The sequence below is a fragment of the Nocardia sp. NPDC049220 genome (assembly GCF_040647855.1).
Taxonomy (GTDB): Bacteria; Actinomycetota; Actinomycetes; order Mycobacteriales; family Mycobacteriaceae; genus Nocardia.
In genome coordinates this window covers 146826-171888 of the sequence record NZ_JBEZDA010000002.1, presented here as the reverse complement: position 1 = coordinate 171888, position 25063 = coordinate 146826, and the positions used below count along the sequence as shown (strand labels likewise).

Below are 25063 nucleotides of genomic sequence, written 5' to 3'. Positions count from 1 at the left end.
GTTAACCCTTGACCGCACCCGAGGTGAGGCCCTTGATCATGTGGCGTTGCAGTACGAGGAAGACGAGCAGAATCGGCAGCATCGTCAGCAACGTGCCCGCCATCACCGGCCCCCAGTTCGTGACACTCGGGTTCTCGGTGTTCTGCAGCAAGGTCAGACCGACGGGCAGCGTGGCGACCGTCGTGTCGTCGGCCATGAGGAACGGCCAGAGGTATTCGTTCCATTCGTTCACGAGCGTGACCACCGCGAACGCCACCATCGTCGGCCCGGACATCGGCAGCACCACTCTGGTGAGCAGTCGCCACCAGTTCGCGCCGTCCATCCGTGCCGCCTCGATCACTTCGGAGGGCAGCGAGAGGAAGTGGTTGCGCATCAAGAAGGTGCCGAACGCGACCCCGCAGAGCGGGACGATGATGCCTTGGAAGGTGTTTCGCCAGCCGAGCTGGGCGATCAGCGCGTAATTGGAGATCACGGTGATCTGGTTGGGCACCATCAGTGCGGCGATGATGACCAGGAAGACCACCGTCTTTCCGGGAAATCGCACAAATACCAGGCCATAGGCACTGAACACGCCGAGCACGAACTTCACCGCGGAGACGATCCCGGTGACGATCAGTGAGTTGCGCAGGAACGTCCAGAACGGCAGGGTCGTGGTGGCTTCCCCGTAGTTCTCCGGGTGCCAACTGTGCGGCCAGTACACCGCGGGCTGCACGTAGATATCCGGACGGGCCTTGAACGAGGTGATGATGATCCAGAACAGCGGGACGCCGACGATAACCAGCACGCACACCATCGCGGCGTAGCCGAGCAGCGTGACGGTGCGCTGGCGACGCCGGTAGGACAGTGTCGATACGCTCGGGTGTTTCACTGCTCGCCTCGATCCATGATGCGAACCTGTACCAGCGTGACGACCAGCAGGACCAGGAACATGATGGTGGCCACGGTCGCGCCGTATCCAGCGCGGAAGTTGCGGAAGGATTCCTCGTAGACCTGGTAGACCATCGTCGTGGTGCCGGTGCCGAGCGGGCCGCCGCGGGTCATCACGTTGATGATGTCGAATACTTGCAACGAATTCAGCAACACCGTGATGGACAGGAAGAACGTGGTCGGGCGCAGTTGCGGCAGCAACACTTTGGTGAAGGTGGTCCAGCGGCTCGCGCCGTCGATCTCGGCGGCTTCCATCAACTCGGCCCGAACTCCTTGCAGCGCCGCGAGATAAATGACGAAGCTATAGCCGAGGTTCTTCCAGATATAGGTCACTGTCACCATGAACAGCGCCCAGCGCGGGTTCTGATAGAAGTCCGGCACGTCGTGCATGCCCATCCGGTGCAGGATGTCCTGGATCAAGCCGAAGCTCGGATCGAAGATGAATTGGAAGGCGACGCCGATGGCGGCGCCGGAGATGACGAACGGCGCGAAGATCGCCGAGCGGACCACGTTGCGGCCGAACAGCTTGCGGTCCAGGAGCAGGGCGAGTGCCAGCCCGAGCACCATGCTGCCGACCACCGCGGCCATGGTGAACAGCACGGTATTGGTGACGATGTCCCAGGAGTCCGCGCGTCCCCACCATTCCCGGTAGTTGTCGAACCCGATGAATGTGGCGACCGGATCGGAGATGTTCCAATCGAACAACGATAGCCGGATGTTGTCGATCAGCGGCCGGTACACGAAAAGCGCGAGCAGTGCGAGATTCGGCACCACCAGCACCAAGAACAGCGCGTAGTCCTGCCACGGCCGGTGACGCATACCGCGCCCGAGCGGTAGGGGTAGGACTCGCTCCGGCCTGCTTCGCACAGTGCGTACTTTACGGACGGGAGCAAACAGTCGGTTAATGTTGCCCGTCGGTACGCTGAACTTATCGAGCACCGGCCAAGTGAAGCAAAACGCGGGCTTCGACGGTCGACTTCGTACTAATTGATCGTTTTGTTCGTCAGCGCCTGCTGGGGCGCTGACGAACAACCGGACGCGAGCGGAACCGGGTGCCTCGCCGAATACGCCAGCAAACCGACCGGGCGTTGCGCCCCGGAATGCCAGGCGTCTAGCTATGACAGCCGGAACGCGCGGAAGACGATCGGGATGCTAGTTCCAGTCGCCGAGGCCGTCACCGGTGCTGAGCGTGCCGCCCTGGGTGTTCTCGACGAGCACCGGGTCGCCGCGGTGCGCGTTCTCGAAGAACCACTTGGCGTCTTCCGTGCTGACGTTCAGGCAGCCGTGGCTGGAGTTGGACACGCCCTGCTGGGCGACCGACCAGGGAGCGGCGTGCACGAAGATGCCGCTGTTGGAGATCCGGGTCGCGTACTCGACCTCGAGTTTGTAACCCTCGGGATCGGTGACGGGCACGCCGTAGGTGGACGAATCCATGGTCATCTTGCGCAGTTGTTCGCCCACGATGTAGGTGCCGTTCGGGGTCTCATGCTTCACCTTGCCCATTGAGGTCGGCATCTCTTTCACCACCTCGCCGTTGCGGGTGATGGTGATGGTGTGGGTGTTGTCGTCGGCCGTGGTGACGAACGCGTCGCCGATCCGGAACGCACTGGTGGTGCCACCGGCCTGCACCTGAACGTCGGTGTTGTCCGGCCAGAACGCATCCGGCCGCCAGCGCACCTGCTGGTCTCCCCGCCAGTAGAAGTGGCCGGGCGCGGGCTTCGACGCGGTGATCTGGATGGCCTGCTCGGCAGTGGTGCGATCCGCCACCGGCTCCTTGAAGCTGATGATGATCGGCTGCGCGACGCCGACGACATCACCGTCGGCGATGTTGATCGACGGCGGGGCGAAATTCGCCCCGGGATCGGTGGCCGACGAGGCCGAGCCGGTGTCGATGCCCGCGATGGTCTCGGCGTGCGCGGGCGTGATGAGCAGGACGCCCGCCGCCGCGATCGCGGCAGACAACAGGGCGCCTTCGCGCATCCGGCGGGTCAGGTCGCGTCCCCGGCGGCGAGCAGGCAGCGACCTGGTGTGAAAAGCGGCATGCATAGGTTTCTCGTCCATTCCATCTCTCGCACGCGCGCGTAACGAGATCTCTCATTTGGCGCGGAGCCAGATGTGCGCCCCACGGGTATTGACGGCCCGACCCCTGGCATCCATTCCTACCGGCCCGATATGGCTCGAAGCCAGTGGCGATTCTGAGTCATGCATAAGTAATGCAATATGTGGTGACCGTCACAGTCGTCTCGAATGGTTATCAATTCGGCCAATATCCGGGTCACGCGGGTGAGTTCGGCGTTCGCCTTTGTTCGGCCGGTCACTGGAGGGTGATTCACCTCAAACGTGTTGGTGAGGTAAATCACTCCACAATGAACGGAATCGAGCGCTGCGGACCGGTCGCTATGTTGTGTGGCACCGATATCGGCGGGCGACTGCGCCGATATCGCTGCGTGAGGCGAAGGCGCACCCGGCCGAGAATGGTGGCCAGCGCGATCCGCAGTTCGTAGTCCGCGAGCGACGCGCCGACGCAGCGCCGGTGACCGCCCCCGAACGGAGCGAACTCGAAAGGCCGATACCTGCGCTCGACGAACCGGTCCGGGTCGAAACGCTCCGCGTCGTCCCACACCTCTGGGTCGGAGTGCAGCAAGGGCAACGCAATCCCCATGATGTTTCCCGGCGCCAGCGCCACACCGCGCAGCGTGCACGGTCCGGTCAGCCTGCGCAGGACGATCGGCACCGGGGGATGCAGGCGCAGCGTCTCCTGGGTCACAGCATCGAGGTAGGGCAGTCCGGCCAGCTCGATCGGGCTCGCGTTCGGCCCGGCCTCGCGCAACTCCGCGCGCAACCGCCGCAGGGCCTCGGGTGCGCGGTGCAGCCGGAACAGCGCCCACACCAGGGTGGTGGCGGTGGTCTCGTGGCCGGCGACCAGCAGGGTACGCAACTGCTCACACAGGTCGTCGTCGGTGACCGCGCCGCCGTCGTCGTACCGGGTGGACAGCAGCATGCCGAGAACATCTGGGCGGCGGGCGTCGACGGCCGGCCGTCGACGCGCGATGTCGGCACGAATCAGGCGGTCCAGCCGGTCGCGTGCGACGACGAACCGGTCCCACGGCGCGTGCCCGAGCAGTCCGCGCCGCAGTGCGGGGACCAGCAGCAACGGCCCGGAGAACGCGGTGAGGAAGTCCGCGACGGCACGGGTGTAGTTCGCTTGCTGCTCGTGGCTGTCCACCCCGAACACCGCCGCCAGGATCACCCGCAGCGTGATCGCTCGCGCGGCCGCCCGCGAATCGATCCGCGCGCCCCGCTGCCACACCAAGCCACCGCCTCCGGACATCTCACGCAGCGTGGACTCCCGGATGATCTCGCCGTACCGGCGAATCCGCGGGCCGTGGAACGCGTGTCCGAGCAGCGCCCGGTCCTGTCGGTGCCGCAGTCCCGAGGTCAGGATCGGCGACGCGGCGCCGACCAGCGGTTCGATCGGATTGGGGCGCGGTGGCTCCAGGAATTCGATTGGCGCGCGGAATATTTCGCGCGCCCCCTCGGCCGTTCCGGTGAACAGTGCCGCGCCGAGCCCGGGAAAACGAACGTAGAACGGATCGCCGTCGCGCGCCCTGCGCCACCGAAAGTACCGATCGAAATCCATGCCTGCGGCCAGCGCGTGCAGTGCGGTGAGTCGCGGCACGCGCGGCGCGGCGCTGTCTTCGCTCATGCCGTACACACGTCCATGCCGAAAGATACGAACGAGCAACCCGTGGGGTTCGAATTGCCGGTCGGCCCGACGACTGCGCCGTTACCGTTCGCCCTGACCGAACTTCTGCCTGCGTACCGTGGCCTGTGCCGTCGCCGCCAGTCGGGCGAGCCTGGCGTCCCCGAGCGCGGTGACCGCGTTGCCGAGTCGGTTGGTCACGAATGCGATCGACATGCCGAGCTCTGGATCAGCGTAAGCGCCGGACCCGCCGATGCCGTAGTGGCCGAACGCCGTTCGCGGCTGTTGCTTGGTCATCAGCACCGGCCGGTGATAGCCGAGGGTGAAGCGGATCGGCACACCGAGCACGTAATCCCGGCTCGGCGCCGGTTGGACCTGCCCGATCGTCTCGATCGTCTCCGGCCGCAGCAAGCGCACACCGTGGTCCGGCCCGGCGGCGCCGATTCCGCGTACGACGTTAGGCTGGTCGGTGTCGACCACGCCGCCGTTGGCCAGCGCGCCGTACATTCGCGCCAGCGCGCGTGCCGAGAACACGCCGTTCCATCCCGGCATCACCGCATCGTGCACGCGCGGGTCGCGAACGAGTTCGTCGAAGCTTTCCGGCATGCCCGCCTCGGCCAGCCCACGGATTGGCCGCACCCAGGACAGCACCGACGAGGCAGTGTTCCAGCGGATCCCCGGCGGACTCAGCGGCCGAAATATCTTCGCGATTCGGTACCGCTCCGATTCCGGTACCCGGAACCAGAATTCGTCGAGGCCGAGCGGCTCGGCGATCTCGGCGCGCACCACCTCGATGAACGAGGTGCCGGTCACACGCTGCACGATTTCGGCGACCAGCCAGCCGAAAGTGATCGCGTGGTAGCCGGAGGTGCGGATGCGGCGCGGATCCGGCGGACTCTCGGCCAACGCGCGGACCACGGCGTCGTAGTGCAGGATGCCTTCGCGACCGGGAACCAGGCCGCGCACCCGATGCAGGCCAGCTCGATGCGAGAGCACGTCGCGTACCGTGATGTCGTCCTTGCCATGCGCGGCGAATTCCGGCCAGTACTCGGCGACTGGCGTGTCGTAGCCGATCAGTCCGCGTTCGGCAAGCCGGTGCACTACGGTCGACGCCACACCCTTGCCGGTGGAGAAGGTGAGTGCGACGGTCTCGCTGTTCCAGCGGCGATCCGTGTCCGCCCAACCCGCCCACATATCGACCACGGGTCTGCCGTCGAGATAGACCGCCAGCGCGCCGCCACCACGCTCGGATTGGGTGAACATGCCGAAGAACTGATCGGCCAGCCGGATGAATCGCGGGTCGACCAGCATCTCGCGTGGTGTGATCGGTTTCTTGTCCGCAGGATGGGCAGGTTCGAACTCGCCCGCCGCCATTGCCGAAACCATGGGGTCACCTCCTGACCGCCGATCGTCGGGCCGGTCCACCAGCGTAACCGGATTTACGCCATCTGCCGACGATCCGAGGGCGCGACGAGGCACACAGCGCTGGATCGGGCATTCCACGCGAACGTTGCCGCGCCCTGGTAGACCCCGCGACTCGGCGGTCTGCGCTCCGGCCCGCGACCTGTCGAGCGGAGGCGGGACCGACGCCTCGGGGGCGCCCGATAGGGCGTTCAGCGCGACGGCGTGCGGGGCCGAACCGATCTCTACCGGAAACCTGCCCGCGGTTTCGAGCGCGTCGTCGCTGGCGGCGGTGGCGCCGAGCGGGCGTCGCAGCGCACGTTGGTGGCGGATGTCATGACCGAAAGAACTAAAGAGGTCTGGGTCGCGGCGGTCGAGCAAGCAATGCGCTGATCAGCTTCCCGAGGAGGTCCTCTCGCACCGGAATTCCATCACGCCTGGATCGGTGACCGACGGTCCCGCTCGCGCTTTCAGCTCGACGTGCGCTCCGTCCATAGTGTATTCATGGCGTGGTATTTCAAGCACAGCCATGCCAACTTCGGATTCTTACGGGGTGTGAGTTCGGAGCGTTACAGCTCGGGAGGACTGTACGTGTCTCGTCAACTGACCTGGGGTCGTCTCGCGTTCGCCGGACTTGCCGTCGCGTCCGGGCTGGCGGTGGTGGGGTGCAGCTCGACCATCAGTGGCACCGCCCAGCCTGCCGTGAACAACGGGACGATCGACGCCGTCTCGGTCACCAGCACGCCGAAGCCATCCTCGGGCAAGCCGGCCCCGAGCACCAGCAAGCCAGCGCCGACCAGCAAGGACGGTGGCAAAACCGATTTCGAAGCCAACGTCGGTGACTGTGTGACCCTCGGCGGCACCACTACTGACGCCACCATCGATAAAGCGTCGTGCGGCAGCCGGGTAGCCAACTACAAGGTGGTCGAGAAGAAGTCCAAGAGTTCGCAGTGCATCAGTGACACCGACAACTACTACGCCGAGACCATCAACGGGATCGAACAGGGCGCGCTGTGCCTGGACATCGATTGGGTCGTCGGCGGGTGTATGGACGTCGGCGGCGAGGATCCCAAGCGCGTCGACTGCACCGGCTCGGCTCCCGCCAAGGGCGTGAAGGTGGTCAAGATCCAGCAGAACGCCGACGACGTCAGCGTCTGCGGCAGCGGCACCGGGTATGTCTACGACAAGCGCCGTTTCGTCGTCTGCGTCCAGGAGCTCTGAGCAGGCCTCGGCCCGGCGCTAGGTTGGTGTTGTGAGCGACATCGAGCTGCCCCGACTGCGATCGGCCACCGGGCGCTGGATTGTGCTCGCCACGATTCTCGGCTCGTCGGTGGCTTCGCTCGACGCGACGGTTGTCAATATTGCGCTGCCGCGGATCGGGGAATCACTGCACACCGGTGTCGCTGGGCTGCAATGGACCCTCAACGGTTACACGCTGACCCTCGCGTCGTTCATCCTGCTCGGCGGCTCGCTCGGCGATCGTCTCGGCAGGCGCAAGGTCTTCGTCTGGGGCATCATCGCTTTCGCGCTCGCCTCGGTGCTGTGCGGCGCCGCTACCAGCATCGAGATGCTGGTAGCCGCCCGCATTCTGCAAGGCGTGGCGGGCGCGATGCTCACGCCGGGCAGCCTCGCGCTGATCTCCTCGTCGCTTGATCAGCGTGACCAGGGCGCGGCGATCGGCTTATGGTCGGGGTTCGGCGGTTTGGCGGGCGCGCTCGGGCCGTTCCTCGGCGGCTGGCTGATCGAGGTGGCGGGCTGGCGGTCTATTTTCTTCCTCAATGTGCCGCTGACCGTGGTCGTCGTGCTCGTCGCGCTGAAGCATGTGCCAGAGAGTCGTGATCCGAATGCCGCGACCAGGCTCGACGTGCCGGGTGCCTGCGTGGTCGCCCTGGCTCTGGGTGCGTTGACCTTCGGCTTGATCGACACCATGCCACTGCTCGTCGTGTCGGGCATTCTCTTGCTCGCCGTGTTCGTCGTGATCGAGATGCGCAGCGCCCACCCGCTGGTGCCGCCATCACTGTTCGGCTCGCGGGTGTTCACCGCGGCCAACCTTGTGACCTTCGCGGTCTACGCGGCGCTCGGCGGCGTGTTCTTCTTTCTGGTGTTGCAATTGCAGCTGGTCGCGGGCTATTCGCCGTTGATGTCGGGTGTCGCGACCGTGCCGGTCACCCTGATCATGCTGGTGCTCTCGGCACCCGCCGGACGCTGGGCGCAGGTGCACGGTCCGCACATTCCGATGACCGCGGGTCCACTACTGGCTGCGGTCGGCTTGCTGCTGTTGCTGCGCATCGACCCCGAGACGGTCTACCTGACCGACGTCCTGCCCGGCGTGCTCGTCTTCGGGCTGGGGCTCTCGGTGCTCGTTGCCCCGCTGACCGGGGCCGTGCTCGGTGCGGTGCCTTCCAGCGAGGCCGGCATCGCTTCCGGCGTGAACAATGCCGTCGCCCGCACCGCGCAACTGCTCGCCGTCGCGGCACTGCCCGGACTCGCCGGTGTCTCTGATGGGTTGGGCAATTCGGCCGCGTTCGGCGACGGGTTCGTCACCGCGATGTCGATTTGCATCGGCTTGCTGGTGACGGGCGCGGTGCTCGCCGCCGTGTTGCTGCGGCCCGTGCGGCACGCACCCACATTGGACAACGTCGACTGTCTGTTGCAGTGCGCGGTGGCAGGTCCTGCGGTAGCACCGGCCCACGAAGCCCACGACGAAAAATGAGCGGCCCGCCGGATCGGTGTCCGTGCGGGCCGCTCATCGACTGTGTTCCGGCGTCGATCAGATGGGAACGTATCCCGCGCCGACGCTGCCGCGCCCGTTGATGTCGGCCATGATGGCGGTCATGTTGGTGCCGACCTCCGGGCCGAAGCAGGCGATGGCCAGGTAGGCGTTCACCATGCCGACCAATGTGGTGCCGACGACCACCGGCGCGCCGGAGTCGCCCTCAACCACACACATCTGGCTCCAGGTTTCGACGTTCGTCCCGAACACATCGCCCCAGGCCAGGCCACAGGTGTTGCCGGTGGTGCGCCCTTCCTTGCAGACGATCTGCGGGAAGCTGGCGGGCGCGCCGATTCCGGTGATGGTCACATTGCCGATCCGGTTCACCGGGACGATCTTGTCCGGCTCGAACTGGATGATGGCGTAGTCCAGGTCGTGGTTGGAGTAGACGAATTTGCCGATCATGCCGGCGCCGCGATCGGATTCGGCGAAGACTTTCGCACCCGGATCGCCACAGTGTCCAGCGGTCAGACCGACCAGACGCCCTGCGTTGTCATGGCCGACGGTGGTAACGGTGCACTCGAATTGGTTGTCGATGATGATCCCGGATCCACCGCCCACGACCGGCGGGCCCGGTTGGGCGTGTGCTGCCCCTGCGCCCGTGCCGAGCAGCGCCGCGCCAAGGGCGACGGCGAAGGCGGCGTTGGCCACCTTGGCGAATTTGCTGAACATGTCCCTCCAGACGTCGGAAGTCCGCACGATATCAATCTGTCGCACCCATCGTGTCAGTAAACAGGCCCGGGCGCGTCATCTACTCCGGGTTGTCCCGGTGTGACCTACTTCAACCCCTATTTAATACAAATGAGACCTTATGTACCTTATAGCAAACAATAGCGGGCGGCTATTGGAATTGCGAAAGTCGCGTTCGAGTTTGTCGTTCGAGGTTGAGGTGCCGAACTCGTCGAGATCCAGGATCAAATGCGAATTTAAATGAAAATTGTCCTGAGTAATTCTATGTGTCGGCCGGTGATAGGGATGGATTCGCGCAGGTGAGCTGTAACTTGCTCCAGAAGTTTGATCCGTGGCTTTGGGGCCTATCCCAATCTCAGTGTCCCTTGTCGATGCCTTTCGTGGACAGTGATCGAGATCTATGACTGCAATCACAAGGTAGTGCTGTGTTCGGCACTACTCCGTAGTAAGGTGCGTCAAGCAAACGAGTCGTCGGGGTATGCAACCGGCGTCGAGAGGGGTTAGCTGGTGCAGTCGACCAAAAGTCCACCTGCGGGATCACGGGTCAGTGATGCGGTCGAGTGGACGAAGGCGTACTGGACAGACCATCCGAAGCGATCACTGGAGACCTTCGGTCGTCAGATCACCATGGGCATCGCTGCCGTCGCCGAACTGTTTGTTTCGATCTTTCGCGGGCGGTTTCCGTATGCCGAATTCGTCCGGCAGTGCGCGTTCATGGCGAGTGTCGCCGCGGCGCCTACCCTGCTGGTCGCCGTTCCGATCGGCGTGATCGTCTCTATCCAGGTCGGCTCCGTCGCCGGCCAGGTCGGCGCGACCTCGTTCATCGGTGCAGCCAACGGCCTTGGCATCATCCAGCAGGGTGCTCCGCTGGTCACCTCGCTGATGATCGCAGGCGCGGTCGGGTCCGCGGTCTGTGCCGACCTCGGTTCCCGCACCATCCGCGAGGAAATCGATGCCATGAAGGTGATGGGCGTCGACCCGCTGCGCAGGTTGGTCGCGCCGCGGCTCGGCGCCGCGATGCTTGTCAGCGTGCTGCTGTGCGGTTTCGTCGTCTTCGTCGGTTTCCTGACCGGCTATATCTTCAATATCTTCGCGCAGGACGGGACGCCGGGCTCGTATGTCGGCACCTTCTCGTCGTTCGCCGTGACGGCTGATCTTCTTGTGGCGCTGGTCAAATCACTGATTTTCGGTCTGCTGGCGGCAATCATCGCCTGTGATACCGGCTTGAACACCAGGGGCGGCCCGGGCGGCGTCGCGAACTCGGTGAATTCCGCGGTGGTGAGCTCGGCCATCATGCTGTTCGGGGTGAATCTCATCATCACCCAGGTGTACAACGCACTATTTCCGTCACAGGTGGTTTGAGCAGGTGTCCTCAACCTACGTACCTCCGCTGCTGCGGCCCTTCCATGCGATCCGGAAATCCGCTCGAGCGCCGGTCGATCTGCTCGCCCGCCTCGGCCACCAGGTGTTCTTCCTGTTGCGCTCGATCAGCTCGATTCCGTTGGCGCTCAAGCACTATCCCAAGGAAGTGTGGCGTCTGCTCTCCGACGTGACGTGGGGCAACGGCAATCTGGTCGTCGGTGGCGGCACCATCGGCGTCGTCGTCATCCTGAGTGCCTTCGGTGGTATGACGGTCGGCATCCAGGGGTACAACTCGCTGAACCTCCTCGGGCTCAGTCCGATCACCGGCGCCATCTCGGCATTCGCCACAACCCGCGAACTCGGCCCGTTGTTGGCGACGCTGGCATTCGCCGCGCAGGCAGGCTGCCGATTCACCGCGCAGTTGGGCGCCATGCGCATCTCCGAGGAGATCGACGCGCTCGAGTCCATCGCCATCCGGCCGCTGCCCTATTTGATCAGCACCAGGATGTTCGCGGCGATGGTGGCGATCATCCCGCTCTACTGCCTGGGCCTCACCATGGCCTACATATCTTGTGCCTTGACTGTGCGGCTGATCGGTAACACCGCGAGTGGCATCTACCAGCACTACTTCTATCAGTTCCTGATTCCGGCCGACGTGATCTATTCGCTGATCAAGGCGATCCTTTTCGTTGCGATCACCACGTTCATCCAGTGCTATTACGGTTTCTTCGCCTCCGGCGGTCCGGAGGGTGTCGGCGTTGCCGCCGGCCGGGCGATCAAGATGAGCATCATCGCGGTCGTCTTCGCGAACCTGTTTATGACATTGGCGATCTGGGGCGTCAACCCCGGCATCCGGATCTCGGGGTAATCACCAGATGATCATCGATCCCAGTGGGCGCGGACCCACCATGCGGCAGCTTCTCCTCGCAGGAGTGTGCGGTCTGGTCGTCTTCGCACTGGTGCTGACCTTTTTGATGCTTCGCTACCAGGGCTACTTTCAGGACAAGGTCAATGTGACCGCAAACCTGACCACCACCGGTGACGGACTGCCCGAGCAGGCCGACGTCAAATTCCGCGGTGTGCTCGTGGGTGCGGTGAAGAATGTCGACATCGCGGCCAAGGGCGAGCTACAGAAGGTCCGGATGGAGATGAAGCCGGAATTCGCCGGCGACATACCGGCCACCGTGACCGCCCGTGTGGTGCCGAGCAACTTGTTCGCGGTCACCTCTGTCGAGCTGGTCTTCAATGGCCCCGCCGACCAGTACCTGCACGAGGGCTCCACCATCGACGAGGACCGCAGCCAGGGCACCATCGCGCTGCAGGACACGCTCACCACGGTGCGCAATATCCTCGACCAGATCGACCCGGTGCAGTTCGGTCGGGTGCTCGGCACGCTGTCGCAGGCGCTGGACGGCAGTGGCCGGATGCCGGGCTCCACGGTCGAGCGGCTCGACCGCTGGCTGCTGACGGTCGATGAATCCATTCCCGATCTCGGCGTGCTACTGAACGATTTCTCGACTTCGTTCCACGCGCTCAACCAGTCCGCGCCCGAACTGGTCGACGTGCTGGGCAGCTCGGTCCAGACCGCGCGCACCATCGCCGATCGTCGTGGCGAACTGGTCGCGCTGATCACCGGGACCAGCGGCACCGTGGACACGGTGAACGAACTGTTCGCCCGCAACCCGAATGTCGGGAAGGCGGTCACCGTGGGTACCAGCGACACGTTCGGCGCACTCGCGGCGGACCCGGACGCGATCACGAGGTCCCTGCTGAACCTGAGTGAGACCGTGCGCAGGATGGACACCACGTTCACCTGGGGCCCGCAGAAGCAGCAGGTCTGGGATGCGGGCGTCACACTCACCCCGTATCGGCCTTACACCGTGGCCGACTGCCCGCGCTACGGCGAACTGGCGGGCCCGAGCTGCTACACCGCCCCTGCCGTCGCCGATGTCGGCGAGATGCCGGAGCAGTTGAAGCCGCGCGCACTCGCTTCGGCCGCCGGACTGCCGCCGGTGGTGCCGATGCCAGGGCTGCCGCTGATCCCGGGTGTCACCACTCCGGATCCGGAGCGGGCCACCGCGGCCGCTCCGACCGGCGGCGTGCTCGCTCCGTTCGCGGGTACTCCGCTGGAAGGTCTGTTCCCGATGCTGGCGCCGGGCCTGTTGCCGCCGGCCGCTCCGGCCGCGGACCCTCAGGGCGCACCGGCGGCGCGACCGATCTCCTATCAGGGTGACGCCGCGATCGTCGCGATGCTCGGCCGCCAGCCGACCACCGCCGAATACCTGCTGCTGAGCTCGATTCTGAAGGGCGGAACCATGCAGGTGTCCGACAATGGTGCCCGCCGATGAGCATTCGGAAGCCGTTGATCGGATTCAGCATCTTCGCCGTGGTATCGATCTTGGTGACGGTGCTCGTCTGGAACACTCTGGCGCGCATAGTCGACGGTGACACCAACACCTACACCGCGACGTTCTCCGACGTGCTCGGTCTGCACCAGGGCGACGACGTACGCATGGCCGGTGTGCGGGTGGGAAAGGTCGAGAAGATCGAGCTGGCCCGCGACACCAGCCTGAAGAAGTCCGTCGCACGAGTGACCTTCGTGGTGCAGCGCGATCAGACGATCTTCGACGACACCAAAGCGCTTGTCCGTTACCAGAATCTGATCGGTCAGCGCTACGTGGCGCTGGCTCCCGGCAAGGCGTCGACCTCGGCGCCGCTGAAGAACAAGGGCTCGATCCCGATCGAACGGACCGAGCCGTCGTTCGACGTGTCGGGTCTGCTCAACGGATTCCAGCCGCTGTTCCAGGTGTTGCAGCCCGAGCAGGTCAACCGACTGTCGGAGACCTTCATCCAGGCCTTGCAGGGTGACGGTGTCTCTCTGAGCGCGTTCATCGTTCAGGCCGCACAACTGGCCACCGACTTCCAGCGCAGGGACGCGATTCTGTCCGATGTGATCTCCAACCTGTCCGGTGTGATGTCGGGGTTGGCCAAACGAGGTGATGAATTGGAGACCCTGGTGACCCAGACCCGGGCCTTGATCGGCGGGCTGTACGAGCAGGGCCAGTCCTTGCAGGCCTCGACCGAGCAGATCGCGAACGCGACCACGTCCCTGGTCGACATGATGGGCCGGATCCAGCCGAAGTTGCAGACCGCGCAGAACTCCACCAGCGCGGCGCTGACCCTGCTGCTGGACAACGGGGCCAAACTCGACCAAGCCGCGATCGACCTGCCGAATGTGCTGTCGGCCGCGGGCAGGTTCACCTCCGAGGGCGCTTACGCCAACGCCTACCTTTGTGGCTTGGACGTCTCGCTCTACGGCGTCCTGTTCCCCCGCGGTTTGTTCTCGCAGATCGGTGGCACATCACACTCGGCGGTGTGCCGCCCATGATGACGAAACTCAGGTCCAGGTTCGACAGCAACCGGTATTTCTGGTTGGGCATGCTTGGTGGCACCCTCATCGTGGTGCTACTGGTGGCCTCCAGCGTCGTCAAGTTCGCTGGGATCGGCGAGCAGTCGGTCGAGGCGGAGTTCGTCCAGGCCGCCGGGATCAGGGTCGGAGACCGGGTGAATGTCGCGGGCGTCGCCTCCGGTCGGGTGGCCGGTGCGAAGCTCGAGGGCGACCACGTGCTGCTCACGCTGAACGTGAACAACGACGTGCAGTTCGGCCCGGACGCACGTGCTTCGATCAAGATGGCGACGCTGCTCGGCGCACGCTACGTCGACCTCGATCCGGGTGACGGTTCTGGGGTGAAGGACGGGCGAATCCGATTGTCCCACACCGCGGTTCCCTACAACCTAGCCGACGTGGTGCAGATCGGTACGCCGAAGTTCGAGGCGCTCGACACCAAGAAACTGTCGGAATCGCTGAGCCTGATCAATCAGCAGATCGGCGACTCGCCCGCGCTCGCGGCACAGGCGCTCGACAGCGTCGGCGCGCTGGCCAAGGTGATCGACACGCGCAAAGGCGAGGTAGACAGCCTGCTGAAGGATCTCGATCGGGTCACCCAGATTCTGGGCGACAACCGAAACAGTGTGCTGCTGGTCATCACCCAGGGTGAGGCCATCGCGAACCGGGTGATGGAGCGCCAGGGCCTGCTGCGTCAGCTGTTGGACAACATCGCGGCGCTATCCAAGCAGTTGCAGCAGATCGGCGCGCAGAACAACGACCAGCTCGGCCCGACTATCCAGCAGTTGAACACCATGGCCGAGGGCCTGCAGAAGAATAAGGACAACCTGGATCGAATGCTGTCGCTCATGCCACCGTCCCTGCGCTACATGGCGAACTCCTGGGGTAGCAGCGGTCCGTACGGCGACGTCGGCCTGCCCTGGCTGTTCCCGGACAACTGGTTGTGCTTCGCCCAAGTCATCGAAGGGTGCCAGGGATGAGATTCCGCACGGCCTCGCCGCTGAAGACCGTCGCGAAGACGGTGATGATCAGCGCCGCCGCCCTGACAGTCGGCAGTTGCTCACTGCTGCCGAGTTCGGTGAACAATGCCCTGGGCACCACGATCCAGATCACCGCGGACTTCGAGAACATCGCGGGTATCTACGAGGGCAACCCGATCACGGTGCTCGGGCTCGATGTCGGCAGGGTCGGCAAGATCGTGCCGAAAGGCACCTTCATCGAGGTGCACATGTCCATCGAATCGGGCGTGAAGATCCCGAAAGACGCACTAGCCGTGATCATTTCGCCGTCCATCGTGACCGACCGGCACATCGAACTCACCCCCGTCTACACCGGTGGTGACACCCTGTCCGATGGCGCTCATCTGCCCAAGGCTCGAACCAAGACGCCGGTCGAACTGGACACGATGATCAAGACGATCGATCAGTTCGCCGCCGCGCTGAAACCGGAGCCGGGCCAGGAAGGCATCGGCCCGCTGTCCGGCCGGGTGCTGTACCCGATGTTGAACGGTAACGGCGCGAAGATGCGCGACACTCTGAACGCGCTGTCCGGCGCATTGAAGGTCGGCGTGGACAACAAGGACGCGGTCGCCAACATCATCATCAAGTTGAACGAACTCACTACCATGCTGGCCGAAAACGACCAGTCGGTGCGAGATTTCAGCAAGCGGGTCACCCAGATGACCGGGCTGCTCGCCGAACAATCGCCTGGCCTGCAGGCGACCCTGGATCAGCTCAACGCCTTCCTGGTCAACACGAGCACCACCTTGTCGCAGTATCAAGATCAGTTGTCGGGCGCCATGACCGGCCTGACCAACGTCACCCAACAGTTGCGCGACAACGCCGACGGACTCATCGAAGTCGTCGACGTGGCGCCGATGGTGATGCAGAACATCGACGGCATCATGAACCGCGAGCATCAGTACGTCCGGTTGCACGCGGTGATCGGCACGGCGCTCAACGGTGAGATCGTCAGCCTGTTCTGCGAACGGATCCAAATGAAGGCCGATGGCTGCCGAAGCGGAAATATGCAGGACTTCGGCCCCGATTACGGGCTCACCGCGGCGCTGCTCGGACTGACGAAATGACGGCCCGCATGACGATCAAGGCACGCAGGGCGCTGGTCACCGTCGCCGCGGTGGCCGGTGTCGGGGTCAGCTCGGGGTGCGGGCTCACGGTGGAGCGGCTGCCGTTGCCCAAGCCGGGCCTGTCCGGGGAGACCTACACTGTGCACGCGGTGTTCGACAACGCGCTGAACCTGCCTGATCAGGCGAAGGTGAAGATCGGCGGTTCCGATGTCGGCGTGGTCTCCAGAATCACGACGAAGAACTTTCAGGCCATCGTGGATCTGACCATCCGCAAAGACATCGAACTGCCCAAGGGCAGCACAGCGGAGCTGCGCCAGGGCACTCCGCTCGGTGACGTGTTCGTCGCGGTGTCCAAGCCGAAGGCCGAGCCGGGCGCACAGATGCTGCGCGGCGGCGACACGCTCACCCTGGACAGCACCTCCGCGGGCGCGACCGTCGAGCAGTTGCTGATCTCGGTCTCCATGCTGTTCAACGGCGGCGGCATCGCCAGCCTGTCGAAATTGGCCTCGGAGCTGGACTCCATCGTGGGCGGTCGGGGCGGGCAACTGTCGCATCTGATCACCGAAATGACCGGGGTGGTCGGTAGTTTGAATGACAACACCGCCCGGGTCGACAGTGTGCTCAACGAGTTCAGCACGCTGGCGAACACCATCGAGTCGCGTCGTGGCGAGCTCGGCGAGGTGGCCGACACGCTACCTCAGATGATCGGCGCCATCGCCGAGAACAACCGGGCTATCGGTGACCTGCTGACCAAGGTGTCCACCACTAGCGCCGCGCTCGGCGACTACTCCGATACCACCGGCCAGCAGCTGGGCAGTCTGCTGGACAACACCCAGAAGCTGATGGACGCCTTGGCCAGGACCGGTGATGGATTCGGCGTTCTGCTCGATCGGTTGCGAGTAATACGGCCGAAGGTCGACGCGACCTTCCGCGGCAACAGCTTCGCGGTGTACGCGACCGCGACCAACCTCGACATCAGCGCGCTCACCGACCCGGAGCACGGCAAACTCCAGGACCTCAACGATCTGCAGGACTTCGCTGGCAGCCTGATCCAGGTGCTGCAACTGGTGCAGGGCCGGGTGGCGGGAGGGCACCGATGACGTTGCTGTCCAAGCTGTTCGGGCGCAAGCTGCTGCTGTCGAATCTCGGCCTGGTCCTGGTGCTGGTGGTCGGCGCCACCTACCTGATGGTGTACGTCATGCGGGTCAACCCGCTGCAATCCGATTACACCGTCACGGTGAACCTGGATCGTTCGGGTGGTCTGCAACCCGGCAACGATGTGACCCTGCGCGGCTGGCGGATCGGCAAGGTCAGTTCGATCGAGCTGACCGACCGTGGCCAGGCCATCACCGCCATCGCGCAGATCGACTCGAAGTACCGGATCCCGGTGGACACGGCGATCGCGGTGCAGGCGCTCTCCGGCGCCGGCGAGCAGTACATCGACTTCCGACCGAACGCTGAGCAGGGGCCGTACCTGGCCGACGGCGCGGTGATCACCTTCGATCCGGCGAGAGTTCACACGCCGACGCCGGTGTGGTCGGTCCTGGACAACTCCAGTGCGCTGATCGCGCAGATCGAGCCGGACAAGTTCAAGGTCATCCTGAACGAGTTGGACATCGCGCTCAGTGGTGGACCGGATCAGTTGCGCGGCATGGTCAATGGAATCAGCCTGGCTATGGCCGGCTTCGACTCCCTGCTGCCGCAGACCACCAATCTGATCACGAACTTGCGCACCATCGCCGAAACCACGTCGCATGCGCAGCCGGACCTGGCCACCCTGACCAGCAATTCCGGTGTGCTGTTCGAGCAGTTCAACAACGCCAACGCGGAGCTGCAACGGGTGCTCGAGCAGGCGCCCGGCCAGCTGAGCAGCCTCGGGGCGGTGCTGGACAAAACGGCCGATCCGATCACCAGCCTGGCGACCAACTTCCAGGCGATTACCAAGGCCGCGCAGTTGCGGTTGCCCGCGTTGCGTGCGCTGTTCCCCTCGCTCGCGCTCGGCGGTGAGGCGCTGGGCATTCCGGCGCACGACGGCGAGTTCCACGCGATCGTCGATATCTGGCCGCGCCCGTTCTGCACCTACAACACCCCGAAGATCCGCAACGAGGTCGTGCAGGATGGCACGATTCCGAGGTGGCTCTACTGTGAGAACCCGCCGCCCGGGCAGCAGATTCGTGGTGCGGCGAATGCGCCGCGGCCCGATGTGCCGAACAACGGCGCGCATATACCGCCGGGAGTGGATCCGAACGAGCGGACCCTTCCTCCGGTGCGGTGAGTGTGTACCCGGTCCGGCGGCCATTCCGTCATCCGGGCATACTCGCTGGTTGAACGCCTATGGTTCGCCGCTGGCGGGCCGGGCCAGCCGATCGGTGCGCGCTGACGCGCGCCGGGAAAGTGCAGGTTTGTATCGATGTCTACCGACGAGACCGAGCCCGACAAAGACGCCGAAACGAAGGCCGCCGACAACGACAACCTCACCGACGAGGTGACCACCGAGCCGGACGATGCGGCAACTGCGGCTGAGTCGGACGATGCCGCCGCTGCGGCTGAGTCGGACTACGCCGCCGCTGCGGCGAAGACGGATGCGCCCGAACCGGAGAAAGCGGCCAAGGACAAGGCGGACGCGAAAGCCGACAGCTCCAAGGCGGGCGTCCGCACCGCTGCGCCAGCAAGATCGAGCTCGCTGCCCCTGGTGGCCGCGTTCGTGGCCGGTGTCCTCGCGGTGGCCGCGATCACAGCTGTTGTCGTGTTCTTCCTGCAGGGCAAGGACCGCGGGGACAAGCTCGACGCGATCAGCGAATCGAGCGGCGCAGCATGCGCATTCGGCAAGGACGTCTCCGTCTACGACTACTCGAAGAACCTCGACGATTACTTCACGACCGTGAAGACCGGCGCGACCGGCGAGTTCCTCCAGGAGTTCGACGACGCGACCAAAGCGCTCAAAGACGCAATGGTCCAGGCGAAGGTCAAGTCCTGGGTCGACGACGTCCAGTGCGGCTACCAGTCCGGAGACACCACTTCGGCCAAGGTGCTGGTGACGCTCACGCAGTACCGGACCAACTTCACCCAGACCAACCCGGAACGGCAGTTCGTAGTGGTGATCGCGCAGCTGCGGAAGTCCGGTGACAAGTGGCTGGTCGAGAAACTCGACTCGCCGATGCTGAAGGGCGCGGGCACCGGCCTTCCCGGCGCGGCCGCCCCGGGCAGCGGCCAGCAGCCCACACCCTCAGGCCAGCCTGGTCCGCAGCCGGGCAACTAGCCGAGCCGCCTCCGGCCGGTAGGCGAGCCACCAACCAACCTGTCGGTGAGCGTAATCATATCGCTGCGATGCAGCACCGGCCAACGACCATGCGACTACCGTCGAGGTCTCTCGACGGTTACGGAGCCGAGTGCCTCCGGCGGTGGGCCGAGCCACCACCGCCGGAGGGCATTCGGGCGGTCTTCGCGATCCGCGCGAGCGGATCAGAACAGCGTCAATGTTTGTGGCGCCGACGGTGCGGCCGGCTTCGCCGCGGCCTTGTTCTTCATCGATTCCGGTGCCGTCGGCGTATCTTCCATCGGCACCACGGGGATTTCCGCGGTGTTCGCCTCGGCGACCGCCGCTGTGACCGCGGCCTTTCGAGCTGCTTCGCCGGCCAGCGCGTCGGCCTGCTCATTGAAGTAGTTGCCGACATGTCCACGGACCCAACGGAACCGGACCGGGCCCGGCCTGCTCGCGATGGCCTGGTCGATCTGTCGGACGAGTTCGACATTCTTCACCGCGCCGCCGGTAGACGTGCGCCAGCCGTTGATTCGCCACCCCGCCACCCACTCCGAGGCGCACTTGATCGCGTAGAGCGAATCGCTTTCGATGAGCAGGGGGTCGGGGCCTGGGTGGGCGACGATCGCCTCCAGCACTGCGCGCAACTCCGCGACCTGGTTGGTTCCGGACGCGGCTCCCCCACTCGCGGAGGAGCCCTGATGATTGACCCAAGCCCAGCCGATGGCGCCGCCGGGATTGCGGAGGCAGGATCCGTCGGTGCTCACTATGATCATGGTTGGCACCCTACGCAATCCGACCGACAAGATCGGTACCGTGGAATTCCTCTATCTCCCTTCGCAATTGGGACTCGGTCCGGCGGAGCGCCGATTTCACGACGGAATCCATCAGACCGACGGACATGCGCCCGACGAATCCGCGCGGTGGAACGTACTCCGCCTCGGATGTCAGCACCGACCGCCCATAGCCGAGCGGGTCGAATCGCAGTGTCAGCGTCCCGGACAATCGCCCACGGAGCGTATACCCGATTACCACGTTGCGGCGGTATTCGGTGATCTCGCATGTCATGGTCGTTCGCCAGAGTGCGACACAGGCGGTGGTCGCGAATACCGCGCCGAGGCCGTGGTCGATTTCGCCGGTCGGCGCGAATCTGGCGATGCCGAACATCCAATCCGGCACGAAGAGATGGTTGTCCGCGTAGCTGAATGCGACCTCTACAGGCGCTCCGACGTCACTCGCGTACTTGATGTGGCCCATAGGCCCTCCCTGTCCCACGACTGGCGTTAAAAGTACTACAGATCTCCTCTTTATTCGAGGGTTGAGCCGGATTCGGGCAGGACGGATTTCCAGATAGGGACCGGACGGTTGGTTGAAAGCGCGAGCCGACCACGTGTTCTCAGAGCTGGTCGACGATGTACTCCGCGATCGGCATAGCCGAGGTTGCCGCTGGTGACGGAGCATTGAGCAGGTGGATCGAACGGTCGGTGCGTTCGATCAAGAAGTCGTGCACCAAAGTTCCGTCGCGCAGGACCGCCTGGGCGCGGATGCCTGCCTCACGTGGGAGCAGGTCGGCTGCCGTCAGTTCGGGACAGTAGCGACGGCACTGCGCCAGATAGCCGCGCTTGAACAGCGAATTGCGCAGTTCCCGTAAACCGGTGCGCACATTGGCCAGGGCGACTCGATGAAACCCGGGGTATCCCAGCACCTCTCGCGCATCCCTGGCGTCGAAGCCGCCTTTGCGGTAATCCTCTCTGGCCAGGCCGAGCACCGCGTTCGGGCCGACGGTCAACGTTCCGTCGATCATCGGGCTCAGATGCACGCCGAGGAACGGTAGATCGGGATCGGGGATCGGATAGATCAGTGTGCGCACCAACCCCGCGCGGTTCGGCGGAAGTTGATAGTACTCGCCGCGAAACGGAACAATGCGGAAATCGGTGCGCAATCCGGCTGCTCGCGCAATCCGGTCGGCCTGCAGTCCCGCGCAGACCACCAAGCGGCGAGCCGTCCACGAGCCGGTGCGGCCCGCGGCGGTCACCGCATCCGCGGACTCGGTGAGTGTCGTGATCTCGGCGCCGAGTACCAACAGACCGCCCGCGGCCCGGACCTGCGCGGCGAGCGTGGTGGTCACTCCGGTGTAGTCGATGATGCCGGTGCTCGGGACGAACAGCGCTCCTACGCCGGTCACCCGTGGTTCGCGGCGGGCGAGTTCCGCGGCGTCGATCAGCTCGACGTCCACACCATTGGCCACCGAGCGCTCGTGTAGCGCGAGCATTCGGTGGTATTCGACGTCGTCGGTGGCGACCAGCAGTTTGCCGCACACCTGGTACGGAATATCGTGTGCCGCAGCGAAATCCTTGGTCCATTGCGCGCCGCGGCGGCACAACGCGGCCTTCAAGCTATCCGGCGAATAGTAGATTCCGGAATGGATGACGCCGCTGTTGTGCCCGGTCTGGTGGGTTCCCAGCGCGTGCGCCTTCTCCAGCAGCACGAGGCTCGCGCCGGGGTGGCGCGCCAGTATCCGGTGTGCGGTGGCGACACCGACGATGCCGCCGCCGATGACGCAGAAGTCGTAGGCGCTCATGCCGAGCACAGTAGGCGGTGGGTGAGCGAAGCATTGCGGCCCGGGCGACCGCACTCGCGACGGTGGGCTCAATTCCAGGTCTTCATGTTTCCGCCGCGGTGCGAGCGGGTAAAGACCGTCTAGCTGGCGAGCGTCATTCTCGACTGCCACATCGAGACATCCGGCCAACGGCGTCCGGTCGTCGACACGAACGGCGCACCCAAGTGTGGCGCTCGCCCGCTCCGATTCGCGGGACCGGATCGGGTATCGGCGGGTCAGTCGAACTGGCCCGCTGTCCTGCCTTCTCCCGTTGGCCCTGCGAAAGCCTGTGCGATGGTGAGCCATTCGGCGGCGTCGTCTCCCTGTGCCTCGATCGCGAGGTCGTTCGGGTGGCGGCGCTGGGTCACCAGCAGGCAGAAATCCAACGCCGGTCCGATCACTCGCTGCGCGGCATCCACCGGGCCCCACGCCCAGATCGTGCCGTCAGGTGCGGTCAATTCCACTCGGAACTCCTCGGCGGGTGGTGTCTTTCCATGCACCGTGAACGCGAAGTTCCTGGTCCGCACGCCGATGTGGGCCACGGTGCGAAGTCGCGTAGTAGGGGGTCTGGCGACACCAAGGGAATCGGCCACGTCCTGGCCGTGTGCCCAGGTCTCCATGATTCGGGCGGTGATCATCGAGGCGGTGCTCATCGGCGGGCCGAACCACGGCAACTTGACGCCGGCGGGTGCCGCGCGAAGCGCGTCGCTGAGCGCCGCGCGGCCGCGCCGCCATCGATCGAGCAGTTCGGCGGGAGGTGTGCTCGAGGCTTCCTCGGCCGCTTCGTCGACAAAAGTGAGCGCCCGCGGGCCCGCTTCGGCCAGCAGCTTCCGGAAACCGGCGGCGTCCGCGGCCGCGATGGTCGCTACCTCATCGGTCCAGGCCAGGTGGCCGATCTGGTGCGCGATGGTCCAACCGGTCGCAGGGGTCGTCCGCGCCCAGTCCACCTGTGCGAGCGGGGTGACGAGTCGTTCCAGATCCGCGCATTCGTCGGCGAAATCATTGAGCAGCGCTTCGAGGTCAGCCATTTGTTCCCTTTGCCGATCGAGGCACACCGCCCGTGTGCTGTCGCGGTTCAGCTTTGCAGCGGGCGCAGAAAAAAGCAATCGTGCGTGCTTGTATTCGATGAGCCCTGTTGCCGCGTAGTGATTATCCCATTTACCTGCAAAAATGAGTGAGTTAGCGACGGGATGATGTCGCCGACCTCGACCGGAGACGCGGTGGTGGGCGGACTGTCCGGAGCCCGCAGATGCTCAGCGCTGGCGGCGTAGTCCGTCCATGAATAGATCGAGTAGGCGGCCGGCCTGTTCGCGGCGTTCCGGGCCCGCGGTGGCGAGCGACACTCCACTGAAGCCGACCAGCACGTCGTCGGGCTCGATGTCCGTACGCAACAGGCCGGCAGCCACTCCGGCTCGCAGCAATGTCGACACCGCGGCAGTGAGCTGGTCGCGGCTCTCGGAGAACGGGTTGCCACCGGAGGCGATGAGCGCGCGCAGCGCGTCGCCCATGCCGCGCTTGGTGGTCATGTAGTCGACGAAGCGGTCCATCCAGGTGCGTAGCGCCTGGTCGGGAGGCATATCGCGTAAGAGGTCGCCGACTGAGTCGCACAGCCGGGCGAGTTCGTTGCGGTAGGCCGCGTCGATCAGTGCCTCGCGGGTGGGAAAGTGGCGGTACAGCGTGCCGATGCCGACACCTGCCTCCTTCGCGATGGCATCGAGCGTGACATCCGGACCGTCGCGCGAGAACGCGCGGACGGCGACCTCGAGCAGTCGGTCCCGATTGCGCTGCGCGTCCGCGCGAAGTGGGCGTTCGGTTGCCATCAGAGCCTCCCGGGAATGAAACGGAGTAGCCTCCGGTTTGTACTAGGTACCGGAGAATCCTCCGGTACTACTCTACCGAGACGGGACACGTCATGAGCGATCGCATCACAACCCCCTTCAGTGCGCAGTCGACCGCCGCCGAGGTGATCGCTGGCATCGACCTCACCGACCGTCGCGCCATCGTCACCGGCGGCGCGTCCGGTATCGGCGTCGAGACGGCGCGCGCCCTGGCCGGCGCCGGCGCGGAGGTGACCCTCGCGGTGCGCAATGTCGAGGCAGGCGAGCGCACCGCCGCCGACATCATCGACAGCACCGGCAACAAACAAGTGCTCATCGCTCCGCTCGATCTCGCCGACCAGGCCTCCGTCGCGACGTTCGTCGCAGGGTGGGATGGTCCGCTGCACATCCTGGTCAACAATGCGGGCGTCATGGCCTCGCCGCTCCTGCGCACAGCGCAGGGGTGGGAGATACAATTCGCCACGAACCACCTTGGCCACTTCGCGCTCGCCACCGGCCTGCATCGCGCGCTGGCCGACGCGAACGGCGCCCGCGTCGTGTCGGTCAGCTCGAGCGCGCATCACCGTTCTCCGGTTGTCTTCGAGGACATCCACTTCGAGCGCCGCCCGTACGATCCGTGGTCGGCGTATGGGCAGTCCAAGACGGCCAACGTGCTCTTCGCCGTCGAGGCGACCAAACGATGGGCAGGCGACGGGATCACCGTCAACGCGCTGATGCCCGGTGGCATTCGCACCAATTTGCAGCGGTACATATCGGACGAGGAACTCGATCGACTGCGCGCGGCGGCGGGCGGCGCCGAACTGCGGTGGAAGACACCTGAACAGGGCGCGGCCACGTCGATTCTCGTCGCGACGTCACCGCTGCTCGACGGCATCGGCGGACGTTATTTCGAAGACTGCGCCGAAGCCGAGGTCGGCAAGCTCGGTGCACGTAGCGGGGTGGCCGAGTACGCGCTGGATCCTGATGCGGCCGCCCGACTGTGGCAGGTGTCGGTCGAGACCTTGACCCGCTGAGGGGCC

Annotated in this window: 23 protein-coding genes; 12 read left to right on the top strand and 11 right to left on the bottom strand. The window is 65.0% G+C overall.

Annotation, left to right across the window (positions count from 1 at the left end):
• Position 1: 1 nt before the first annotated feature.
• The 5 genes from AB0C34_RS08150 to AB0C34_RS08130 form a co-directional block, all read right to left on the bottom strand.
• Positions 2–793, bottom strand: a complete 792-nt coding sequence (locus tag AB0C34_RS08150) for a carbohydrate ABC transporter permease (RefSeq protein ID WP_357070055.1) — start codon at positions 791–793, stop codon at positions 2–4.
• A 71-nt stretch (positions 794–864) separates the two neighbouring features.
• Positions 865–1794, bottom strand: a complete 930-nt coding sequence (locus AB0C34_RS08145; RefSeq protein ID WP_357068821.1) for a sugar ABC transporter permease — start codon at positions 1792–1794, stop codon at positions 865–867.
• 285 nt (positions 1795–2079) lie between these two features.
• The gene (locus AB0C34_RS08140) at positions 2080–2988 is read right to left on the bottom strand and encodes a L,D-transpeptidase (protein ID WP_357068819.1); all 909 of its coding nucleotides are present in this window, start codon (positions 2986–2988) and stop codon (positions 2080–2082) included.
• A 295-nt stretch (positions 2989–3283) separates the two neighbouring features.
• Entirely contained in the window at positions 3284–4633 is a 1350-nt protein-coding gene (locus AB0C34_RS08135) for a cytochrome P450 (protein ID WP_357068817.1), read from the bottom strand.
• 81 nt (positions 4634–4714) lie between these two features.
• Complete coding sequence (locus AB0C34_RS08130) at positions 4715–6004, bottom strand: serine hydrolase domain-containing protein (protein WP_357070053.1); 1290 nt, start codon at positions 6002–6004, stop codon at positions 4715–4717.
• 531 nt (positions 6005–6535) lie between these two features.
• Here AB0C34_RS08130 and AB0C34_RS08125 point away from each other — a divergent pair.
• Positions 6536–7252 (top strand): hypothetical protein, encoded by a 717-nt coding sequence (locus AB0C34_RS08125; protein WP_357068815.1) that lies wholly within the window; start codon positions 6536–6538, stop codon positions 7250–7252.
• Between the two features lie 31 nt (positions 7253–7283).
• Positions 7284–8744, top strand: coding sequence for an MFS transporter (locus tag AB0C34_RS08120; RefSeq protein ID WP_357068813.1), 1461 nt, complete (start codon positions 7284–7286; stop codon positions 8742–8744).
• Between the two features lie 57 nt (positions 8745–8801).
• Here AB0C34_RS08120 and AB0C34_RS08115 read toward each other — a convergent pair whose 3' ends face one another.
• Positions 8802–9476 carry a serine protease gene (locus tag AB0C34_RS08115; protein WP_357068811.1) on the bottom strand — a complete coding sequence of 225 codons (675 nt, stop codon included), beginning with the start codon at positions 9474–9476 and terminating at the stop codon, positions 8802–8804.
• Positions 9477–10001: 525 nt separating this feature from the next.
• Between AB0C34_RS08115 and AB0C34_RS08110 the strand changes: the two genes are divergently transcribed.
• From AB0C34_RS08110 to AB0C34_RS08070, 9 genes are all read left to right on the top strand, one after another.
• Positions 10002–10856, top strand: coding sequence for an ABC transporter permease (locus tag AB0C34_RS08110; protein WP_357068809.1), 855 nt, complete (start codon positions 10002–10004; stop codon positions 10854–10856).
• Between the two features lie 4 nt (positions 10857–10860).
• On the top strand, positions 10861–11724 hold the full coding sequence (locus AB0C34_RS08105) for an ABC transporter permease (RefSeq protein WP_357068807.1): 864 nt from the start codon (positions 10861–10863) through the stop codon (positions 11722–11724).
• A 40-nt stretch (positions 11725–11764) separates the two neighbouring features.
• Positions 11765–13204 carry an MCE family protein gene (locus AB0C34_RS08100; RefSeq protein WP_357068805.1) on the top strand — a complete coding sequence of 480 codons (1440 nt, stop codon included), beginning with the start codon at positions 11765–11767 and terminating at the stop codon, positions 13202–13204.
• Positions 13201–14244, top strand: coding sequence for an MCE family protein (locus tag AB0C34_RS08095; RefSeq protein ID WP_357068803.1), 1044 nt, complete (start codon positions 13201–13203; stop codon positions 14242–14244). Before AB0C34_RS08100 ends, AB0C34_RS08095 begins: the two co-directional genes overlap by 4 nt.
• The gene (locus AB0C34_RS08090; RefSeq protein ID WP_357070052.1) at positions 14244–15242 is read left to right on the top strand and encodes an MCE family protein; all 999 of its coding nucleotides are present in this window, start codon (positions 14244–14246) and stop codon (positions 15240–15242) included. The genes AB0C34_RS08095 and AB0C34_RS08090 overlap by 1 nt, the downstream gene beginning before the upstream one ends.
• Complete coding sequence (locus AB0C34_RS08085; RefSeq protein WP_357068801.1) at positions 15239–16348, top strand: MlaD family protein; 1110 nt, start codon at positions 15239–15241, stop codon at positions 16346–16348. Before AB0C34_RS08090 ends, AB0C34_RS08085 begins: the two co-directional genes overlap by 4 nt.
• Before the next feature lie 8 nt (positions 16349–16356).
• Complete coding sequence (locus tag AB0C34_RS08080; protein ID WP_357068799.1) at positions 16357–17448, top strand: MlaD family protein; 1092 nt, start codon at positions 16357–16359, stop codon at positions 17446–17448.
• Positions 17445–18623: an MlaD family protein gene (locus AB0C34_RS08075; RefSeq protein WP_357068797.1), complete on the top strand. Its 1179-nt coding sequence runs from the start codon at positions 17445–17447 to the stop codon at positions 18621–18623. Before AB0C34_RS08080 ends, AB0C34_RS08075 begins: the two co-directional genes overlap by 4 nt.
• A gap of 135 nt (positions 18624–18758) precedes the next feature.
• The gene (locus tag AB0C34_RS08070; protein ID WP_357068795.1) at positions 18759–19607 is read left to right on the top strand and encodes a hypothetical protein; all 849 of its coding nucleotides are present in this window, start codon (positions 18759–18761) and stop codon (positions 19605–19607) included.
• Between the two features lie 203 nt (positions 19608–19810).
• On the opposite strand, the gene AB0C34_RS08065 is transcribed toward AB0C34_RS08070, so the two are convergent.
• The 5 genes from AB0C34_RS08065 to AB0C34_RS08045 all read right to left on the bottom strand — a co-directional run bounded on the left by AB0C34_RS08065 (position 19811) and on the right by AB0C34_RS08045 (position 24026).
• Positions 19811–20383 (bottom strand): ribonuclease H, encoded by a 573-nt coding sequence (locus tag AB0C34_RS08065; protein ID WP_357068793.1) that lies wholly within the window; start codon positions 20381–20383, stop codon positions 19811–19813.
• Between the two features lie 10 nt (positions 20384–20393).
• A complete protein-coding gene (locus tag AB0C34_RS08060) occupies positions 20394–20864 on the bottom strand; it encodes an SRPBCC family protein (protein ID WP_357068791.1) in 471 nt (156 codons plus the stop codon).
• Between the two features lie 139 nt (positions 20865–21003).
• Positions 21004–22188, bottom strand: coding sequence for an L-2-hydroxyglutarate oxidase (gene lhgO / locus AB0C34_RS08055; protein WP_357068789.1), 1185 nt, complete (start codon positions 22186–22188; stop codon positions 21004–21006).
• Between the two features lie 254 nt (positions 22189–22442).
• Positions 22443–23234 (bottom strand): TIGR03084 family metal-binding protein, encoded by a 792-nt coding sequence (locus tag AB0C34_RS08050; protein ID WP_357068787.1) that lies wholly within the window; start codon positions 23232–23234, stop codon positions 22443–22445.
• 225 nt (positions 23235–23459) lie between these two features.
• The gene (locus tag AB0C34_RS08045) at positions 23460–24026 is read right to left on the bottom strand and encodes a TetR/AcrR family transcriptional regulator (RefSeq protein WP_357068785.1); all 567 of its coding nucleotides are present in this window, start codon (positions 24024–24026) and stop codon (positions 23460–23462) included.
• Between the two features lie 92 nt (positions 24027–24118).
• Here AB0C34_RS08045 and AB0C34_RS08040 point away from each other — a divergent pair, with 92 nt between their 5' ends.
• Positions 24119–25057 (top strand): SDR family NAD(P)-dependent oxidoreductase, encoded by a 939-nt coding sequence (locus AB0C34_RS08040; protein ID WP_357068783.1) that lies wholly within the window; start codon positions 24119–24121, stop codon positions 25055–25057.
• Positions 25058–25063: the final 6 nt, after the last annotated feature.

Bases quoted from the DNA above. Each gene is read 5' to 3' on its own strand.
- AB0C34_RS08140 (WP_357068819.1), bottom strand. From the start codon at position 2,988: ATGGACGAGAAACCTATGCATGCCGCTTTTCACACCAGGTCGCTGCCT.
- AB0C34_RS08150 (WP_357070055.1), bottom strand. From the start codon at position 793: ATGGTGTGCGTGCTGGTTATCGTCGGCGTCCCGCTGTTCTGGATCATC.
- AB0C34_RS08130 (WP_357070053.1), bottom strand. From the start codon at position 6,004: ATGGCGGCGGGCGAGTTCGAACCTGCCCATCCTGCGGACAAGAAACCG.
- AB0C34_RS08075 (WP_357068797.1), top strand. From the start codon at position 17,445: ATGACGTTGCTGTCCAAGCTGTTCGGGCGCAAGCTGCTGCTGTCGAAT.
- lhgO (WP_357068789.1), bottom strand. From the start codon at position 22,188: ATGAGCGCCTACGACTTCTGCGTCATCGGCGGCGGCATCGTCGGTGTC.
- AB0C34_RS08040 (WP_357068783.1), top strand. From the start codon at position 24,119: ATGAGCGATCGCATCACAACCCCCTTCAGTGCGCAGTCGACCGCCGCC.
- AB0C34_RS08115 (WP_357068811.1), bottom strand. From the start codon at position 9,476: ATGTTCAGCAAATTCGCCAAGGTGGCCAACGCCGCCTTCGCCGTCGCC.
- AB0C34_RS08135 (WP_357068817.1), bottom strand. From the start codon at position 4,633: ATGAGCGAAGACAGCGCCGCGCCGCGCGTGCCGCGACTCACCGCACTG.
- AB0C34_RS08045 (WP_357068785.1), bottom strand. From the start codon at position 24,026: ATGGCAACCGAACGCCCACTTCGCGCGGACGCGCAGCGCAATCGGGAC.
- AB0C34_RS08065 (WP_357068793.1), bottom strand. From the start codon at position 20,383: ATGATCATAGTGAGCACCGACGGATCCTGCCTCCGCAATCCCGGCGGC.
- AB0C34_RS08050 (WP_357068787.1), bottom strand. From the start codon at position 23,234: ATGGCTGACCTCGAAGCGCTGCTCAATGATTTCGCCGACGAATGCGCG.
- AB0C34_RS08080 (WP_357068799.1), top strand. From the start codon at position 16,357: ATGACGATCAAGGCACGCAGGGCGCTGGTCACCGTCGCCGCGGTGGCC.
- AB0C34_RS08100 (WP_357068805.1), top strand. From the start codon at position 11,765: ATGCGGCAGCTTCTCCTCGCAGGAGTGTGCGGTCTGGTCGTCTTCGCA.
- AB0C34_RS08125 (WP_357068815.1), top strand. From the start codon at position 6,536: ATGGCGTGGTATTTCAAGCACAGCCATGCCAACTTCGGATTCTTACGG.
- AB0C34_RS08090 (WP_357070052.1), top strand. From the start codon at position 14,244: ATGACGAAACTCAGGTCCAGGTTCGACAGCAACCGGTATTTCTGGTTG.
- AB0C34_RS08060 (WP_357068791.1), bottom strand. From the start codon at position 20,864: ATGGGCCACATCAAGTACGCGAGTGACGTCGGAGCGCCTGTAGAGGTC.
- AB0C34_RS08085 (WP_357068801.1), top strand. From the start codon at position 15,239: ATGAGATTCCGCACGGCCTCGCCGCTGAAGACCGTCGCGAAGACGGTG.
- AB0C34_RS08095 (WP_357068803.1), top strand. From the start codon at position 13,201: ATGAGCATTCGGAAGCCGTTGATCGGATTCAGCATCTTCGCCGTGGTA.
- AB0C34_RS08070 (WP_357068795.1), top strand. From the start codon at position 18,759: ATGTCTACCGACGAGACCGAGCCCGACAAAGACGCCGAAACGAAGGCC.